Source organism: Phenylobacterium sp. P4_E10 (genome assembly GCF_056401675.1).
Map to the genome: position 1 here is coordinate 135,608 of NZ_JBFUIW010000012.1, position 16,134 is coordinate 151,741.

The 16,134-nt window shown below is 67.5% G+C and carries 21 protein-coding genes; 19 read left to right on the top strand and 2 right to left on the bottom strand.

Features of this window, described 5'->3' with window-relative positions:
* The first annotated feature begins 71 nt into the window (after positions 1–71).
* From rpsM to AC1DQJ_RS15270, 15 genes are all read left to right on the top strand, one after another.
* On the top strand, positions 72–440 hold the full coding sequence (gene rpsM, locus AC1DQJ_RS15200) for a 30S ribosomal protein S13 (RefSeq protein WP_331929450.1): 369 nt from the start codon (positions 72–74) through the stop codon (positions 438–440).
* 12 nt (positions 441–452) lie between these two features.
* Positions 453–842 (top strand): 30S ribosomal protein S11, encoded by a 390-nt coding sequence (gene rpsK / locus AC1DQJ_RS15205; RefSeq protein WP_056018114.1) that lies wholly within the window; start codon positions 453–455, stop codon positions 840–842.
* 80 nt (positions 843–922) lie between these two features.
* Positions 923–1,939: a DNA-directed RNA polymerase subunit alpha gene (locus AC1DQJ_RS15210; RefSeq protein WP_477604733.1), complete on the top strand. Its 1,017-nt coding sequence runs from the start codon at positions 923–925 to the stop codon at positions 1,937–1,939.
* Between the two features lie 253 nt (positions 1,940–2,192).
* Positions 2,193–2,609, top strand: coding sequence for a 50S ribosomal protein L17 (rplQ, locus tag AC1DQJ_RS15215; RefSeq protein WP_477604735.1), 417 nt, complete (start codon positions 2,193–2,195; stop codon positions 2,607–2,609).
* Between the two features lie 97 nt (positions 2,610–2,706).
* A complete protein-coding gene (locus AC1DQJ_RS15220) occupies positions 2,707–3,948 on the top strand; it encodes an alkaline phosphatase family protein (RefSeq protein ID WP_477604737.1) in 1,242 nt (413 codons plus the stop codon).
* Positions 3,949–4,023: 75 nt separating this feature from the next.
* On the top strand, positions 4,024–4,509 hold the full coding sequence (locus AC1DQJ_RS15225) for a VOC family protein (protein WP_477604739.1): 486 nt from the start codon (positions 4,024–4,026) through the stop codon (positions 4,507–4,509).
* A gap of 1 nt (position 4,510) precedes the next feature.
* Entirely contained in the window at positions 4,511–4,966 is a 456-nt protein-coding gene (locus tag AC1DQJ_RS15230) for a VOC family protein (protein ID WP_477604741.1), read from the top strand.
* Positions 4,967–4,978: 12 nt separating this feature from the next.
* Entirely contained in the window at positions 4,979–5,425 is a 447-nt protein-coding gene (locus AC1DQJ_RS15235) for a VOC family protein (RefSeq protein ID WP_477604743.1), read from the top strand.
* Positions 5,422–5,754, top strand: a complete 333-nt coding sequence (locus tag AC1DQJ_RS15240) for an ArsR/SmtB family transcription factor (protein WP_477604745.1) — start codon at positions 5,422–5,424, stop codon at positions 5,752–5,754. The genes AC1DQJ_RS15235 and AC1DQJ_RS15240 overlap by 4 nt, the downstream gene beginning before the upstream one ends.
* Positions 5,751–6,215, top strand: coding sequence for an SRPBCC family protein (locus AC1DQJ_RS15245; protein WP_477604747.1), 465 nt, complete (start codon positions 5,751–5,753; stop codon positions 6,213–6,215). Before AC1DQJ_RS15240 ends, AC1DQJ_RS15245 begins: the two co-directional genes overlap by 4 nt.
* A gap of 60 nt (positions 6,216–6,275) precedes the next feature.
* Positions 6,276–7,544 carry a TCR/Tet family MFS transporter gene (locus AC1DQJ_RS15250; protein ID WP_477604749.1) on the top strand — a complete coding sequence of 423 codons (1,269 nt, stop codon included), beginning with the start codon at positions 6,276–6,278 and terminating at the stop codon, positions 7,542–7,544.
* Between the two features lie 91 nt (positions 7,545–7,635).
* Positions 7,636–9,051: a Do family serine endopeptidase gene (locus AC1DQJ_RS15255; RefSeq protein WP_477604751.1), complete on the top strand. Its 1,416-nt coding sequence runs from the start codon at positions 7,636–7,638 to the stop codon at positions 9,049–9,051.
* Positions 9,052–9,073: 22 nt separating this feature from the next.
* Positions 9,074–10,375, top strand: coding sequence for a replication-associated recombination protein A (locus AC1DQJ_RS15260; RefSeq protein WP_477604753.1), 1,302 nt, complete (start codon positions 9,074–9,076; stop codon positions 10,373–10,375).
* Positions 10,372–11,130, top strand: a complete 759-nt coding sequence (locus tag AC1DQJ_RS15265; RefSeq protein WP_477604755.1) for an RluA family pseudouridine synthase — start codon at positions 10,372–10,374, stop codon at positions 11,128–11,130. The genes AC1DQJ_RS15260 and AC1DQJ_RS15265 overlap by 4 nt, the downstream gene beginning before the upstream one ends.
* Positions 11,131–11,189: 59 nt before the next feature.
* Positions 11,190–11,687, top strand: coding sequence for a CC0125/CC1285 family lipoprotein (locus AC1DQJ_RS15270; RefSeq protein WP_477604757.1), 498 nt, complete (start codon positions 11,190–11,192; stop codon positions 11,685–11,687).
* On the opposite strand, the gene AC1DQJ_RS15275 is transcribed toward AC1DQJ_RS15270, so the two are convergent.
* Positions 11,684–12,442 (bottom strand): hypothetical protein, encoded by a 759-nt coding sequence (locus tag AC1DQJ_RS15275; RefSeq protein WP_477604759.1) that lies wholly within the window; start codon positions 12,440–12,442, stop codon positions 11,684–11,686. The genes AC1DQJ_RS15270 and AC1DQJ_RS15275 overlap by 4 nt on opposite strands.
* A gap of 96 nt (positions 12,443–12,538) precedes the next feature.
* Here AC1DQJ_RS15275 and crcB point away from each other — a divergent pair, with 96 nt between their 5' ends.
* Complete coding sequence (gene crcB / locus AC1DQJ_RS15280; protein ID WP_477604761.1) at positions 12,539–12,922, top strand: fluoride efflux transporter CrcB; 384 nt, start codon at positions 12,539–12,541, stop codon at positions 12,920–12,922.
* Positions 12,919–13,905 (top strand): RluA family pseudouridine synthase, encoded by a 987-nt coding sequence (locus AC1DQJ_RS15285; protein WP_477604763.1) that lies wholly within the window; start codon positions 12,919–12,921, stop codon positions 13,903–13,905. Before crcB ends, AC1DQJ_RS15285 begins: the two co-directional genes overlap by 4 nt.
* On the opposite strand, the gene AC1DQJ_RS15290 is transcribed toward AC1DQJ_RS15285, so the two are convergent.
* A complete protein-coding gene (locus AC1DQJ_RS15290; RefSeq protein ID WP_477604765.1) occupies positions 13,902–15,044 on the bottom strand; it encodes a winged helix DNA-binding domain-containing protein in 1,143 nt (380 codons plus the stop codon). The genes AC1DQJ_RS15285 and AC1DQJ_RS15290 overlap by 4 nt on opposite strands.
* 48 nt (positions 15,045–15,092) lie before the next feature.
* Between AC1DQJ_RS15290 and AC1DQJ_RS15295 the strand changes: the two genes are divergently transcribed.
* A complete protein-coding gene (locus AC1DQJ_RS15295) occupies positions 15,093–15,815 on the top strand; it encodes an ATP12 family chaperone protein (protein WP_477604767.1) in 723 nt (240 codons plus the stop codon).
* Between the two features lie 64 nt (positions 15,816–15,879).
* On the top strand, positions 15,880–16,134 hold a 255-nt coding region (locus AC1DQJ_RS15300), incomplete at its 3' end, for a carboxyl transferase domain-containing protein (protein ID WP_477604769.1).

The window sequence follows — 16,134 nt, forward strand, 5'->3', positions numbered from 1 at the left end:
CCGGCCTTCCCATTGGGATTCTGGGCCGGGGCGCCGTTCGCGCTTCTCTGCGTGACTAGGAGATTCAACGCGTGGCCCGTATCGCTGGCGTCAACATTCCGACTAACAAGCGCGTCGTCATCGCGCTGCAGTACATCCATGGGATCGGCCAGGCGAAAGCCAAGGAGATCGTCCAGAAGGTTGGCATCGAGGACGCTCGCCGCGTCAATCAGCTGACCGACGCCGAGGTGCTGCAGATCCGCGAAGCGATCGACCGCGACTACGTGGTTGAGGGCGACCTGCGTCGCGAGACCGCTGTCAACATCAAGCGGCTGATGGATCTGGCCTGCTACCGCGGCCTGCGTCACCGCAAGGGTCTGCCGGTCCGTGGCCAGCGCACCCACACCAACGCCCGTACCCGCAAGGGTCCGGCCAAGCCGATCGCCGGCAAGAAGAAGTAAGAGAACCTAGCGATGGCCAAAGAACCGGCTCGCGTCAAACGCCGCGAACGCAAGAACATCACTTCGGGCGTGGCGCATGTGAACGCCTCGTTCAACAACACCATGATCACCATCACGGACGCGCAGGGGAACACCATTTCCTGGTCGTCGGCCGGCATGATGGGCTTCAAGGGCTCCCGGAAGTCGACCCCTTACGCCGCCCAGATGGCGGCCGAGGACGCCGGCCGGAAGGCTGCCGAGCATGGCGTGAAGACCCTGGAAGTGAACGTCTCGGGCCCGGGTTCTGGGCGTGAGTCGGCTCTGCGGGCGCTTCAGGCGGTCGGCATGACGATCACCACCATTCGCGACGTGACCCCCATCCCGCACAACGGCTGCCGTCCGCCGAAGCGCCGGCGGGTCTAAGTACCGCAGTACCGCACTCCCCACGCGCCGGACCGAGCATTTCGTGTCCGGCGATCCTGCGTTTCGAGGGACATCTCTACGTGATCGAAAGAAACTGGAACGAGCTTATCCGTCCCGAGAAGCCGCTGATCGAAGCCGGAACCGACGCGAACCGCAAGGCGCGTTTGGTGGCCGAGCCGCTCGAGCGCGGTTTCGGGGTGACGCTCGGCAACAGCCTCCGCCGGGTGCTTCTGTCGTCGCTGCAGGGCGCGGCTGTCACCGCCGTCCAAATCGACGGCGTTGTGCATGAGTTCTCGTCGCTGGAAGGCGTTCGCGAGGACGTTGTCGACATCGTCCTGAACATCAAGCAGCTGGCGCTGCGCATGCACTCCGAAGGCCCCAAGCGTATGACGCTGAAGGCTACGGGGCCGGGCGCCGTGACCGCTGGCCAAATCGAAGTCCCGTCGGACATCGAAGTGCTGAACCCCGACCATGTGCTCTGCACGCTGGACGACGGCGCCACCGTGCGCATGGAGTTCACGGTCAACAACGGCAAGGGCTACGTGTCCGCCGAGCATAACCGCCCGGAAGACGCCCCGATCGGCCTCATCGCCGTCGACAGCCTGTTCTCGCCGGTAAAGCGCGTCGCCTACCGCGTCGAGCCGACCCGTCAGGGGCAGAGCCTCGACTACGACAAGCTGATCATGGAAGTGGAAACCAACGGCGCGATCTCGCCGGTGGACGCAGTGGCCTTCGCCGCCCGTATCCTCCAGGACCAGCTGCAGATCTTCATCACCTTCGAAGAGCCGAAGAAGAAGGTCGAAGGCGAGAGCAAGCCGGAACTGCCGTTCAACCCGGCGCTGCTGAAGAAGGTCGACGAGCTCGAGCTCTCGGTCCGCTCGGCCAACTGCCTGAAGAACGACAACATCGTCTATATCGGCGACCTGATCCAGAAGACCGAGGCGGAGATGCTCCGTACCCCGAACTTCGGCCGCAAGTCGCTGAACGAGATCAAGGAAGTGCTCGCGGGCATGAACTTGCATCTCGGCATGGACGTCCCGAACTGGCCGCCTGAGAACATCGAAGAACTCGCCAAGAAGTTCGACGATCAGATGTAAGGCCTTCCAAGATCTGCCTGGCGGATCTTGGACTATAGAATTGGAGCACGTTCGGGCGGCTTCCGCCCAACGTGTTCCGTGCGCCGACTTCGGGCCGCTTCGGCGGCCTGGGCCCGAGGAAGCCGCAATCGCGGTGGAGGTCCCCGGCGCTTCGTGTTGACCCAGGCGGGAGCAGGCTGGGACTTGATCAGGCAAGGACGTCTTCTCGGGGATCGGGAGCGTCCAGCGGGCCAAGCGGCCCAGGAGATATGAAATGCGTCACGGCAAAGCCCACCGCAAACTGGGTCGTACGACCGCTCACCGCACCGCGATGTTCGCCAACATGGCGGCGAGCCTGATCAAGCACGAGCAGATCGTCACGACTCTGCCGAAGGCCAAGGAACTGCGTCCGGTCGTCGAAAAGCTGATCACTCTGGCCAAGCGCGGCGACCTGCACGCCCGCCGTCAGGCGATCAGCAAGGTTCGCGACGTCGAACAAGTCGGCAAGCTCTTCGCCGTCCTCGGCCCGCGCTACAATGAACGTCAGGGTGGCTACATCCGCGTCCTGAAGGCCGGCTACCGCTACGGCGACAACGCCCCGCTGGCCGTGATCGAGTTCGTGGATCGCGACCCGGCTGAAAAGGGCAAGGACTCGGGCCCCGTGCAGGTCAGCGCCTTCGGCGACGAATAAGCCGACCCGACCAAAAGACTTCAGCGAAGCCCCGGATGGGAACGTCCGGGGCTTTTGCTATGTGTGGTTGTCACGACAGTCGGCTAGCTTGGCTGTCATGAGTCTGATCCGAAACTTTTGGGCCGGCGCCCTCGCCATCCTGGTGCTTGCCGCCTGCGCGCAGCTTCCGGCCCAGCCGGAGCTGACGGCCAAGCCGCCGCCCCCTCTGTTGATCCTGGTCTCCATTGACGGCTTCCGAGCCGACTACCTCGATCGAGGGATCACGCCGAACCTGTCGCGGCTGGCGGAGGAGGGCGTCCACGGCGCGATCCGGCCGTCGTTCCCGAGCAAGACCTTCCCCAACCACTACACCCTGGTGACCGGCCAGCGCCCCGACCACCACGGGATCGTCGACAACAACATGCTCGATCCGGAGATCCCGGGCGTGAAGTTCGCACTGTCCAATAAGGCGGCCGTGACAGACGAGCGCTGGTGGAACGACGGCACGCCGATCTGGGTGAGCGCCGAGCGGGCGGGAATACGTTCGGCCACCATGTTCTGGCCGGGTTCGGAGGCGGCGATCCATGGCGTGCGGCCGAGCCTGTGGCTGCCATTCAACCAAGCGCTGCAGGCGACGGCGCGGGTGGACCAGGTGCTGACCTGGCTGGACGCTCCCGCCGCCGAGAGGCCCCGGTTCGTGACCCTCTATTTCGACGAGATCGACACCGCGGGTCACTGGAGCGGGCCGGATTCGCCGGAGTTGAACGACATGGTTCGGCGGACGGATGCAGCGGTCGGCCGGCTGATGGATGGCCTTGCCGCCCGGGGGCTGACCGCCAACCTGGTCATCACCGCCGATCATGGCATGGCGCCGGTCGCGCCGGAGCGGGCGATCTATATCGAGGAGATACTGCCCAAGGACGCCGGCCAGTCGGTCGCCCAGGGCGCCTTCATGTCCTACTACCCCGCCGCCGGACGCGAGGCCGAGGTCGAGGCGGCGCTCATCAAGCCGCATGATCACATGACCTGCTGGCGCAAAGGCGAGATCCCGGCGCGCTACCAGTTCGGGACCCACCGCCGGGTCTCGCCAATCTTCTGCTTGTCGCAGACTGGCTGGGAGATCACCACCCGCGAGTGGGTCGCCAAGCGGCCGCTCAGGGGCGGCGACCATGGCTTTGACCCCTATGCGCCGGAAATGGCGGCGGTGTTCATCGGTCATGGCCCCGGCTTCCGGCGCGGCGTCGTCACCCCCACCACCGACAACGTCGATGTCTATGGGGTGCTGACAGACCTGTTGGCCGTGAAGGCGGAGCCGAACGACGGCGGTCGCACCCTGTCCGACGCCGCCCTGGCGCCGTGAAGGATCGCCCGTGATTATTGATTGCGAAAACGGGAAACTATTGTAGGATTGTGAAATCGTATCCGGGAGGCGCCCATGAGCGACCTGAGATCCGCCGTCACACCCACAGTCTTCTATCGCGCCCCGATGGCCGCCCTGCGCTGGCTCGAAGCGGCGTTCGGCTTCGAAACCACGCTCTTGCTCACCGACGCCGACGGCAAGGTGGGCCATGCGGAGATGACGTTCCGCAACTGCGGTATCGGCGTCGCCGGCGAATGGGCGGGCGAGGTGCTGGGCGGCGCGCGCATGCTCAGCCCGGTCTCGCTCGAAGGGGCCGCTACCCAGTTCATTCACGTCGCGCTTGAGGACGGGCTGGACGCGCATTGCGAGGTGGCGCGGGCAGCGGGAGCGACGATCACCCAGGAGCCGCAGGATCAGTTCTATGGCGCGCGTACGTATCGCGCCCGCGACCTGGAGGGCCACGTCTGGACCTTCAGCCAGGAGCTCCAGATCGTCAGCTTCGAGGAGATGACCGCGGCCACCGGCCTGAAGGTCCACACCGCATTGCCGAAGGAGGCGTGAGATGAGTGATCGAACCAAGCTTCCCACCATCGGTCCGCTGCTCTGGTACCAAGACCCCATGGCGGCCATCGGCTGGCTCGAGCGGGCTTTCGGCTTCGAGACCCGCATGGTGGTCGAGGACGGCAAGGGCGGGGTGATCCACTCGGAGCTCCGGCTGCACGACGGCTACATCATGGTGGTCGGCCCCCCCTCGGGCAGCGCCGTCAGCCCGGCGGCGATCGGCGGCCGGGCCACGCAGTCGGTGCATGTGCAGTTGGAAGACGGGCTGGACGCGCTCTGCGAGCGAGCCCGCGCCGCTGGCGCGAAGATCGAGCGCGAACCGGCCGATCAGCCATACGGCGACCGCGTCTTCACCTGCCGCGATCTGGAAGAGCACCCCTGGTCGTTTGGCCAGACGGTCCAGTCCCTCTCCGTGCAGGAGATGGAACAGGCGACCGGCCACGCGATCAAGACCTGAAGGAGAGACCCCATGTCCGCCGGATTTCGCTCGGCCCTGTTCTACCAGGACCCGCGGGCCGCCCTGGCCTGGCTTGAGAAGGCCTTCGACTTCGAGCTGAGCATGCTGCTCGAGGACGCCGAGGGCAATGTCGTCCACTCGCAGATGAGCTTCGGCGACGGCTACGTGATGATCGGCCAGGAGTGGAGCGAAGACCACAAGAGCCCGAGTTCGGTCGGAGGCAAGAACACCCAGACCGTCAGCATTGAAATCGAGACCGATGTTGACGCCCATTTCGAACGGGCCAAGGCGGCCGGAGCGGAGATCATCGCTGAGCCGGAAACCCAGTTTTATGGCGACCGGACCTATCGCTGCCGGGACCCCGAGGGCCACATCTGGACCGTCTCGCAGACGGTGAAGTCGGTCAGTCGCGAAGAGGCCGAGGCCGCCAGCGGCCTGAAGATCACCGGCTGGATATGAGCGCGGCCGCCAAGCTCGACGCGACCCTGGCCGCCCTGGCCGATCCGCACCGCCGCGCCGCCGTGGACCTGCTCGTCCGCGGCCCGCGGCCAGCGGGTGAGCTGGCCCGCGCACTCGGTCTGACGGCCCCGACCATGAGCCGGCATCTGCGGGCCCTGCGCGAGAGCGGGCTGGTCGAGGAGAGCCATCCGGAATTCGACGCGCGCGTGCGCATCTACGCCTTGAGGCCCGAACCCATGGTTCACCTTCTAAGATGGCTGGAGGAGAGCGAGCGGCTCTGGAGCGAGCAACTTGCCGCCTTCAAGGCTCACGTCGAGAGCGCACCGTGAGCTCCAAGGTGTATGTGGCGCTGCGGGTGAAGGCTTCGCCCGAGCGGGCCTTCGCCGCCTTCGTCGAGGAGATCGGAGCCTGGTGGCGGCCGAACGGCCTCTTCCAGACCACGCCGCGTGCGCCTGGCCTATTGGCCTTCGAACCCGGGGAGGGCGGCCGCCTAATTGAGACCCTCGCGAACGGCAAGGTCTTCGAGATCGGCCAGGTCCGCGTCTGGGATCCGCCACACCGGCTGGTTTTCTCCTGGCGCCAGGCCAACTTCCCGCCGGACCTTCACACCGAGGTCGAGGTGGGGTTCGAGGCCGTCGGCGAGGAGACCCGAGTCAGCGTCGATCATCGCGGCTTCGACCAGGTGCCGGAGGGCGCAGCCCGGCACGGATTCCCCGACGAAGCGCTGCTTATGCGGCTGGCGGAGTGGTGGCGAACCCTGCTGACATCGTATCGCGACACGTCGGGGTAGGACTGCCGGGGATATGATAGTGAACCGACATAAGGCCGAAGCGGCCAACCGGAGGAAGACATGACAGAGCCAGCAGCCGGCGCCAGCGGCGCGGACCCGAAGCGCTGGACGGCCGCCTTCCGCTTCATCTTCGCCGCCGCGGTGATCAACGCGATCTCGTTCGGGATCATGATCCCGGTGCTGCCCAACCTGATCAAGGAATTCGCGGGCGGTGACACCGCCGCCGCTTCCGAGTGGAACGTGGTGTTCGGCGCGGTCTGGGGGGTGATGCAGCTGTTCTGCGGCCCGATCCTGGGCATGCTGTCGGATCGCTACGGCCGCCGGCCGATCCTGCTAATCTCGTTCGGCGGGCTGGCCATCGACTTCCTGTTCATGGCCTTGGCGCCCAGCCTGGCCTGGCTTTTCGTCGGGCGCGTGATCAACGGCCTGACCGCCGCCAGCTTCTCGACGGCCAACGCCTACGTCGCCGACGTCACCCCGCCGGACAAGCGGGCCAAGGCCTTCGGATGGATGGGCTCGGCGTTCTCGTTCGGCTTCATCGTCGGCCCGGTGATGGGCGGATTTCTCGGCGACATCGACCTGCGTCTTCCGTTCTTCGTGGCCGCCGGCCTGACCGCCATCAACTGGCTCTACGGCTTCTTCGTGCTGCCGGAATCGCTGCCGCCAGAGAAGCGCGTGGCCAAGTTCGACTGGAAGCGGGCCAATCCGGTCGGCTCTCTGGCCTTCCTGCGGGCTCACAATGACCTACTGGGCCTGGCCAGCGTCGGCTTCCTCTTCCAGCTGGCGCACACCGTGCTGCCATCGATCTTCGTGCTCTACACCGGCTATCGGTACGGCTGGACGCCCAGCTTCATGGGCTTGACCATGATGGGCACCGGCATCGCCGGGGTGGTGGTGCAGACGCTGCTTGTCGGCCCCGTGGTCGCCCGGATCGGCGAGCGCGGCGCGCTGCTTCTGGGAGCCGCCGCCGGGGCCACCGGCTTCGCCATCTATGGCTTCGCGCCGACGGGCGCAGCGTACCTGATCGGCATCCCGGTCTTCGCGCTGATGAACTTCCTGATGCCGGGCCTGCAGGGATTGATGACCCGTCGGGTGGAGCCCTCGGCCCAGGGCCAGCTACAGGGCGCGAACCAGGGACTGCAGGGCATCGCCTCGGTGATCGGCCCGGTGCTGTTCGGCATGACCTTCGCCTGGTCGATCCGGCACGAGAACCAGTTCCACGAGCCAGGCCTGGCGATCTTCCTCGCAGCCGGTCTCTTGGCCGCGGCGTTCCTGCTGGCCCTGCGGGTCGGACGGACTCCGGCCGCGGCCGGAGCGCCTGCGGAATAGGGAGCTCCGCTTGCGCCGGGCTAAAGCAGCGCCATCATTGCGCCTGAAATCTCAACAAGGTGCGAGGCAAGAGACGATGCCTGGAGACTCTATGCGCGCCTATCGCGTCCTGATTCCCGCCCTAGCCGTTCTGGCGGCTTGCTCGGACCCTTCAGCCAAATCGAACGCCCAGAGTCCGCCGCTCGCCCAGCCGACCCGCGCGGCCCCCAGCGACAGCATGACGATGAAGTCCTCCTTCGCCCCTGTGGTGAAGCGAGCCGCCCCTGCGGTGGTCAACATCTCCTCCAAGCGCCTGGTGCGCCAGCGGCCCGATCCGTTCTGGGAGATGTTCGGCATGGGCGCCCCGCGCGACCGCGTTCAGGGGTCGCTGGGCTCGGGCGTCATTGTCCGCGCCGACGGCATCGTGGTGACCAACAACCACGTGGTCGAGGGCGGTCAGGAGATCACGGTCGCCCTGGCTGACCGTCGCGAATACACCGCCCGGGTGCTGCTGGCCGACCCGCGCACTGACCTGGCCGTGCTGAAGATCGACGTCGGCAACGAGCGCCTGCCGACCCTGGCCATCGACGATTCGGGCGAGGCCCAGGTCGGCGACCTGGTGCTGGCCATCGGCGACCCCTTCGGCGTCGGACAAACCGTGACCAACGGCATCATTTCCGCCCTCAATCGCACGGCCGATCCGAACGGCGACGCCTCCAACGCCTACATCCAGACCGACGCGGCGATTAACCCCGGGAATTCCGGCGGCGCCCTGATCGACATGGACGGCGACCTGATCGGGGTGAACAGCTTCATCCTCTCGCGCTCAGGCACCTCGTCCGGCGTCGGCTTCGCCGTGCCTGCCGCCATCGTCCGGCGTGTGGTCGAGACCGCCGCTGGCGGCGGTCAGGCCGTGGTTCGCCCCTGGCTTGGCGCGCGCACCCAGACCGTGAGCGCCGAGATGGCCCGCAGTATGGGCATGAGCACGCCCCAGGGGGCGCTGGTGGCAGACATCTGGCCGAACGGCCCGGCCGCTCGTGCGGGCCTGCGCCAGGGCGACATCATCGTCTCGGTCGATGGCCACCAGGCCGTCGACGCCGCGGCGGTCTCCTACGCGGTCTCCTCGCGCCGGCCAGGCGACACCATCCGGCTTGGCGTGCGTCGCGGTTCCGGCGAGCAGCAACTGACCATGAGGGCCGAACCGCCTCCCGCTTCGCCGGCCCGGGACGAACGGGTGATCAGCGGTCGCAATCCCTTCGATGGCGCGACCGTGGTCAATCTGTCTCCGGCGGTGGCCGAGGAACTGGGGCTCGACCCGTTCCTGGGGCGTGGCGTGCTGGTGACCAATATCGCCCGCGGCTTCGCGATGAATGCGGGCCTGCGGCCGGGCGACGTGGTCAAGCGCGTCAACGGACAGGAGATCGGCAGCGTCCGCGACCTGACCGGCGTGCTGGGTTCAGGCCAAGGCCAATGGCAGGTGACTATCGAGCGCAATGGCCAGGAAGTGACCGCCAACTTCCGGACCTAGGCGAAGGGCGCTAGAACGCCCCATGGCCGATCTATTCGAAGCTGCGGGTCTGACGCCCCACGCGCCGTCGCCGCTCGCAGACCGACTGCGCCCGCAGCGCCTCAGCGAGGTCGTGGGACAGGAACACCTGCTGGGGCCCGACGGGCCGATCCGTCGCATGGCTGAGGCCAAGCGGCTGTCGTCGATGATCCTTTGGGGCCCGCCCGGGACCGGTAAGACCACGATCGCCCGGCTGCTGGCCAAGGAGGCCGGCTACGAGTTCCAGCAGATCTCGGCGGTGTTTTCAGGGGTCGCCGATCTGAAGAAGGCGTTCGAGCAGGCGCGGATGCGGCGGGCCGCCGGCCAGTCGACCCTCCTGTTCGTCGATGAGATCCACCGCTTCAACCGCGCCCAGCAGGACGGCTTCCTGCCCTTCGTCGAGGAGGGCGTCGTCACGTTGGTGGGAGCCACGACCGAAAACCCGTCGTTCGAGCTCAACGGCGCGTTGCTGTCGCGCAGCCAAGTGTACGTCCTCAAGCGCCTGGACGATGAAGCGCTGGAATCCCTGCTGGCCAAGGCCGAGGAGCACGAGAAGCGCGAACTCCCGCTGGAGACCGAGGCCCGTCAGGCCCTGGTGGCGATGGCCGATGGCGACGGCCGATACCTGCTGACCCTGGCGGAGACCCTGTTCAACATCGGGACCGCGAAGCCTTTGTCGATCAAGGACTTGGGTCAGGTCCTTCAGAAGCGCAGCCCGGCCTACGACAAGGACCGGGAGGAGCACTACAACCTCATCTCGGCCCTCCATAAATCGGTGCGCGGCTCCGACCCGGACGCCGCGCTCTACTGGCTGGCGCGGATGCTGGGCGGCGGCGAGGATCCGCTGTTCATCGCCCGGCGGCTGATCCGCATGGCCGTCGAGGACATCGGCGAGGCCGATCCGATGGCCCTGGTCTTGGCCAACGCCGCCAAGGACACCTACGATTTCCTGGGCAGTCCGGAGGGAGAGCTTGCCCTGGCCCAAGTGGTCGTGCACCTGGCGGCGGCCCCCAAGTCCAACGCCGTCTACGCCGCTTTCAAGTCCGCCCAGAGGGCTGCGCGGGAGACCGGTTCGCTGATGCCGCCGGCCCATATCCGCAACGCCCCGACCAAGCTGATGAAGGACCTGGGCTACGGCAAGGGCTACGCCTACGACCACGACGTCGAGGGCGGATTTTCCGGCCAGAACTACTTCCCGGAGGGCATGGAGCGGCAGAGCTTCTACCGGCCGAAGGGCGAGGGCGTCGAAGCCCGCATCAAGGAGCGCCTCGACCGCTGGGCCGAGCAGCGGAACCGCCAGAAGTGAAACCGCGCACCCCGCCGAAGACCAAGTCTGAGCCGAAGCCCGTTCAGCTCAGCGCCGAAGAGATCGCCCTGGTCCGCAGCCTGGTGATCTATGAGGACGGGCAGGTCATGGCCCTGAACAAACCGGCCGGCCTCTCCAGCCAGGGCGGGCGCGGGCAGGTCAACACGCTGGACGAGCTGCTGTGGGCGTTCGCCAAGCCCGGCAAGGCGCGGCCGCGACTGATCCACCGCCTGGACCGCGACACGTCCGGGGTGATCCTGACGGCCAAGACCAAGCCGGCCGCAGGTTTCCTCGGCAAGCACATGATGGGCCGACGTCTGACCAAGACCTACCAGGCGATCGTGACTCCGGGTGCGCCCGAGCCGGCCTCCGGCGTCATTGAGGCGCCATTGCGCCGTGAGGAGTCCGGGCGCGAAGCCTATATGCGGGTCTGTGACGCCGACCATGCCGACGCCGAGAGCGCGCTGACCCGTTATCGAACCCTGTCGCGGGGGGAGGCGGCGGCGCTGCTTGAGCTCAATCCCCAAACCGGTCGCATGCATCAGATCCGCGTGCACTTGGCCTCCATCAGTCGGCCGATCGCAGGCGACGCCCGCTATGGCGGGGCGTTGGTGGCGGCTGGCCGCCCAGTTCCGCGACTGATGCTGCATGCGGCGGCCCTGGCTTTTCCGCATCCGGAAGGGGGGACGAAGCGCATCGAGGCGCCTGTCCCGGCAGATATGCAGGCGATGATCGAGGCGCTGGGCCTGGGCTGACGGAACGCCCGGCAGGCTTGGCCGTTAGCGCTCCTGAGATCCGCGAAGGAGTCCAGTCGATGCGACGCTTCATGGCCGCGGCCCTTCTGTGCGCTGCGCTCGGCGGCTGCGCCAGCAGCCCGACCGTCTTCGCCCCAGCCACGCGAGAGGGCGGGGTCGGCTATTCCGAGCTGAAAATCGAGCCGGGGCGCTATCGGGTGACGTTCCGCGGCGGATCTGGCGCCACGGCAGCCCAGGTTTCCGACTATGCCCTGTTGCGGTCGGCGCAGCTGACCTTGGACGACGGCTATGACTGGTTCCGGGTGGTCGATCGCTACATGGCCCAGGTGGGAAACGCCAGCGGTCCGCAATTCTCGCTCGGAGCCGGCGGCGGCAGCGGCGGCGGGGCCTATAACAGCAGCGGAGTCGGGGTTGGCGTTGGGACCACCTTCAACCTCGGCGGCGGGCCGATGATGCATCAGACGCTCGAGATCCTGATGGGGAAAGGGCCGCGGCCCGATGGCTTGGACGCCTATGACGCCCGCCAGGTCCGCAACAGCATCGCTCCGCCGTCCTAGCCCGGGCCGTCGCTCGCTGCCCGGAGGGTCACGTGCGTGAACCCGGCCACTTCGGCGACGGCGAAGAACACCTCGGACGCCAGCCCCTGGGCTATCAACAGCGGGGCGAGGCCCTGCATCTGTTCGCCGGCCTCCAGAAGCGCGCCGGCGGCGTCAGGATCGGGACCAGCGAGGTCGCCGACATCGAAGGTCACGCCCTGCAACCGAGTCTCGCGGATCGGGGCGATGGAATCGCGTCCCGGCTGCAGGCGCGCGAACACGCCCTTGCAGAGCGCACCGACGAGACTGGACACCTCGTCCAGGCGACCCGGCGGCGTGCCTCGGTCGATGTCGGTCAGTTCGACGATCACCTGGGCCTTAAGCGCCTTCGTCGAGCCCTTTGTCGCCAGCGTCAGCGCTGCGCGGCCGCGTCGGCCAGCGAGGGTGCGGAACGACTGCGGGATAATCAGCGGCAGCTTGGCCTCGGCCTCGGAGGGTTGCAGGCGTCCGGCGAAATCGACCGTGGCCCGGTCGATCGTCTCCATGTCGGCGTCCGACAACCGCCCGTAAACCCAGGTCGGGATGATCGTACCGGTCTTCACATGGCGCACCACCGGCCGGACCCGCAGCGCGGCGGCGGCCGAGTGTTTCAGGCTGACAAGCTCCTCGATGGCATAGTCGAGCGCGAAGATGCGCCGCTCCGCGGTCACGAAGGTCCAGGGCGGCAGTCCCTCGGAAGGTCCGACGGTCGCCTCAACACCAGTCTCGCGCGCCACGCACGTCATCCAGAAAAGCCAGCAGGTTCGAGAACATGGCGGACCTGGCTTAACCGACCGTTTGCGCGGGAGGGGTGGTGCGTCGCATAAGGGCGCATGGAAAAGGTATTTCTGGTGGCCGCAGGCGGCGCGGCGGGCGCTGTGGCGCGCTATGGAGTCGGGGTGCAGGCGTTTCGGCTTTGGGGGCCAGGCTGGCCGTTTGGCACCTTCATCGCCAATGTCTCAGGCGGCCTGGCCATGGGTCTGCTGGCGGGCTGGCTGGCCCACCGCGGCGGCGCAGATCAGGAGCGTCTGCGGGTGCTGCTGGGCGTCGGCGTGCTGGGCGGCTTCACGACATTCTCAGCCTTCTCGCTGGAAACCGCGCTGATGATCGAGCGGCGCGCCTACGGGCAGGCGTTCTCCTACGCCACCGCCTCGGTCCTGCTGTCGATCACCGCCTTGTTCGCGGGCCTGATGCTGGCGCGGAGGGCGTTCGCGTGAGGGAGGTTCGCAATATCGCCGTCGATCCAGGTGAGGACGGCGTTCGCCTGGATCGCTGGTTCCGTCGCCGCTGGCCGCACGTCTCGCAGATCCAGATCCAGAAGCTGGCCCGCTCAGGTCAGATCCGCGTGGACGGTTCGCGCGCCAAGCCCGACCAGCGGCTGAGCGCTGGCGCGATGATCCGCGTCCCGCCTCTGCCTGACGCGCCCAAGGCCGGCGACAAGAAGCCGGGTCTCGACCCGCGCGACATCGCCTACGCCAAGTCACTCGTGATCTACGAGGACGAGGAGGTGCTGGTCCTCAACAAGCCCGCCGGTCTGGCGGTGCAGGGCGGCACCAAGACCCTCAAGCACGTCGACCGGCTGCTCAGCGCCTGGGGCGAGGGTCTGGAGCGTCCGCGACTGGTTCACCGACTCGACCGCGACACCTCCGGCGTGCTGGTGCTGGGCAAGACGCCTGGCGCGGCCGCGAAGCTCTCCGGCTCGTTCGCCCGCCGCCGGGCGGAGAAGACCTATTGGGCGCTGGTGGTCGGCAATCCCAAGCCCTCCGAAGGGGTGATGGAACTGCATCTGGTCAAGAAGGGCGTCGGCGACCGCGAGATGGTGGTTCCGGCCGATCCCAAGGACCCCAACGCCGATCCGGCCGAGACCGAGTTCGTCACCATCAGCCGCGCGGCGCACCGCGTCGCCTGGATGGCGCTGCGGCCGCACACCGGGCGCACGCACCAGCTTCGCGCGCACATGCTGGCCATGGGGCACCCAATCCTCGGCGATCCGAAGTACAAGAACGACGCCTCGGCCGACGTCTCCGGACCGCTGAAGCTGCAGCTTCACGCCCGGCGACTGACCATCCCGCACCCCTCGCGCGGCACGCTCATTCTCGAAGCGCCGATCAGCAAGGAGTTGAAGGAAGGCTTCGCCCGCTTCGGCTTCGACGAGCACGAAGCCGATCCGGAGCCGTTCCGCTCACGCAAGAAGCGCTAGTCCTCGAAGGTCACGCTCGCCGCCGCCTCGGGCGCCAGGAACTTCGCGGCCGAAATCGCTTCGGCCTCGACGGCCTTGCGGTCGCGGGCGGCGACCTTGGCGAACAAACGGACGCTGGCGGCGGCGGACTTCTTCTTGGTCTCGATGCGCCAGGTTCCGACCACGACGCCGTCGACCAGCACCATGGCCGGGATCAAGCCGTTCTTGCTGGCCATCAGCGGCGCGTGCTCGGGGCGGATGACGCCAGTGCGGTCGGCGCGGCCGAGTATCGCTCCGTCGAAGTCGGCCAGCAGCCGCACCGGCGCGGGGTCGGATCCGTCAGGGCGTGGCGCGTCCTTGAGGTCGTAGAGCCGGCGCCCACGCTCGTCCTTGAAGGTCACGATCTCGTCACCGAGCGATTCCAGCACGGAGGCCGCGGCCTTCATTCCCGACCAGCCCGAGAGGTCGGCGGGCAGGCTGGGGCCATGGGCGGCCAGGTAGCGGCGGGCGAGGGCGGCTGGTTGCGGCTCGGCTTGCTCGTCACGGCCGAGCCAGGTCTTGACCAGGGTGAACTCGCCCCCGGGCTCGTGCCCAAACTGGGCATCGGAGGCCGCCTGCACCAGCGGCAGGAACATGCGCACGGCGAAGGCCAGCGGCCGCACCGGATCGAAACCATCGGCCTCCAGCACCTGGCGCACGCTCTCGAAGTCGCGGGGCGCCGGGCCGAAGTGCGCGCGGCCAATCTCCAGGACGGCGTCCAGCACCTCCTGAGTGGGTTTGTGACCCCAGGGCAGGGTCACGTCGCGAGGCGGCATAATGGTCGTGCGGAAGGCCAGCACGTCGTCGGCGCTGACCAGGTGCAGGGTGCCGCGCATCATGGTCGAACGCACCACCTGGCGCGCGTGGACGGCGTCCAGGAGGTCCTGGTGGGAAAAGCCCTCCAGCCGCGCCCAGAGGCCGAGGAACGGCGCGCGGGGCAGTTGGGCCTGCACTGCGAACAGACGCTCCAGGGCAGCGACCGGCCCGATCGGCTCGCGCTTCAGCAGCATCTGGCGAGCCAGCAGGATGCGGTTGAGGTCGCGCGGAGTGAGGACGATTTCGCTCATCGCCCCAGCATCGCCGACATGCCTCAGCTTGCGCAATGCGCCAGCGCCGGTCATTGGAGCGTCCGGCTGCGCGGTCGGTATCCTGCGGCCAAGGAGGCGAGCGTGCAGAAGGGTTTCATCGAGCCGGGCGAAAAGCCCAAGCGCTTCTACAAGGACGTCAGCGTCGTTGCGGAGGAGGGAGGCTTCTCGGTCAAGCTCGACGGCCGCAATGTTCGCTCGCCCAAGGGGGGCAAGCTGACCGTGCCGACTCGCGCCCTGGCCGAGATGGTCGCCGCCGAGTGGGACGCCCAGGGCAAGCACATCGAGTTGGCGGCGATGCACGTCAGCCGCCTGGCCTTCACCGCCACCGAGGCGGTGCCGCAGGCTCGCGAGCCGACCGCCGCGCAGATCGCCCAGTACGCAGCCTCGGATCTGCTCTGCTATTTCTCGGAAAGCGGCAACAGCCTCTATGAGCGCCAGGTCGCCGGCTGGGAGCCCGTGTTGCGCCGCGCTGAGCAGGAGTTAGCCCTGGTCTTCCAGCGCGCCACCGGGATCGTCCACGCCGAGCAACCCGAGGAGACGCTGGCCAAGGTCGAGTCTCTGGCCTTGGAATTAGACGACTTCGCCCTGACCGGGGTCGCGTTTGGTACGCCGCTATTCGGCTCCGCGGTCCTGGCTTTCGCCCTCCAGCGCGGCTGGCTGACTGCGGAGGAGGCGTGGAGCCTCTCGCGGATCGACGAGGCCTATCAGGAAGAGAAGTGGGGCGTGGACGAGGAGGCCGCAGAGCGGACCTCCCGCCTGCTGGAAGAGGCCCGCATGCTGGAGCGCTGGTTCAAGGCGCTCTGAGCACATTGTTGCCAGGGGTGTATCGTCCGACTACGGCTTTTGACGGCCAAGTCGGAGATCGCGCGTGAAGCACATCCTGGAAGAGCTAGAGAAGCGTCGTGGGGAGGCTCGGCTTGGGGGCGGCGAGCGGCGGATTGCGAGCCAGCACGCCAAGGGCAAGCTGACGGCGCGCGAGCGGCTGGACCTGCTGCTGGACGAGGGCTCGTTCGAGGAGTTCGACATGTTCGTCGAGCACCGGGCGGTGGACTTCGGGATGGCCGACAACCGGGTGCCGGGCGACGGGGTGGTGACCGGCTGGGGCCGGATCAACGGCCGGCTG

Coding starts and splice junctions, on each gene's coding strand:
- rpsK (WP_056018114.1), top strand. CDS start 453: ATGGCCAAAGAACCGGCTCGCGTCAAACGCCGCGAACGCAAGAACATC.
- rplQ (WP_477604735.1), top strand. CDS start 2,193: ATGCGTCACGGCAAAGCCCACCGCAAACTGGGTCGTACGACCGCTCAC.
- AC1DQJ_RS15220 (WP_477604737.1), top strand. CDS start 2,707: ATGAGTCTGATCCGAAACTTTTGGGCCGGCGCCCTCGCCATCCTGGTG.
- AC1DQJ_RS15225 (WP_477604739.1), top strand. CDS start 4,024: ATGAGCGACCTGAGATCCGCCGTCACACCCACAGTCTTCTATCGCGCC.
- AC1DQJ_RS15230 (WP_477604741.1), top strand. CDS start 4,511: ATGAGTGATCGAACCAAGCTTCCCACCATCGGTCCGCTGCTCTGGTAC.
- AC1DQJ_RS15235 (WP_477604743.1), top strand. CDS start 4,979: ATGTCCGCCGGATTTCGCTCGGCCCTGTTCTACCAGGACCCGCGGGCC.
- AC1DQJ_RS15240 (WP_477604745.1), top strand. CDS start 5,422: ATGAGCGCGGCCGCCAAGCTCGACGCGACCCTGGCCGCCCTGGCCGAT.
- AC1DQJ_RS15250 (WP_477604749.1), top strand. CDS start 6,276: ATGACAGAGCCAGCAGCCGGCGCCAGCGGCGCGGACCCGAAGCGCTGG.
- AC1DQJ_RS15255 (WP_477604751.1), top strand. CDS start 7,636: ATGCGCGCCTATCGCGTCCTGATTCCCGCCCTAGCCGTTCTGGCGGCT.
- AC1DQJ_RS15260 (WP_477604753.1), top strand. CDS start 9,074: ATGGCCGATCTATTCGAAGCTGCGGGTCTGACGCCCCACGCGCCGTCG.
- AC1DQJ_RS15270 (WP_477604757.1), top strand. CDS start 11,190: ATGCGACGCTTCATGGCCGCGGCCCTTCTGTGCGCTGCGCTCGGCGGC.
- crcB (WP_477604761.1), top strand. CDS start 12,539: ATGGAAAAGGTATTTCTGGTGGCCGCAGGCGGCGCGGCGGGCGCTGTG.
- AC1DQJ_RS15290 (WP_477604765.1), bottom strand. CDS start 15,044: ATGACCGGCGCTGGCGCATTGCGCAAGCTGAGGCATGTCGGCGATGCT.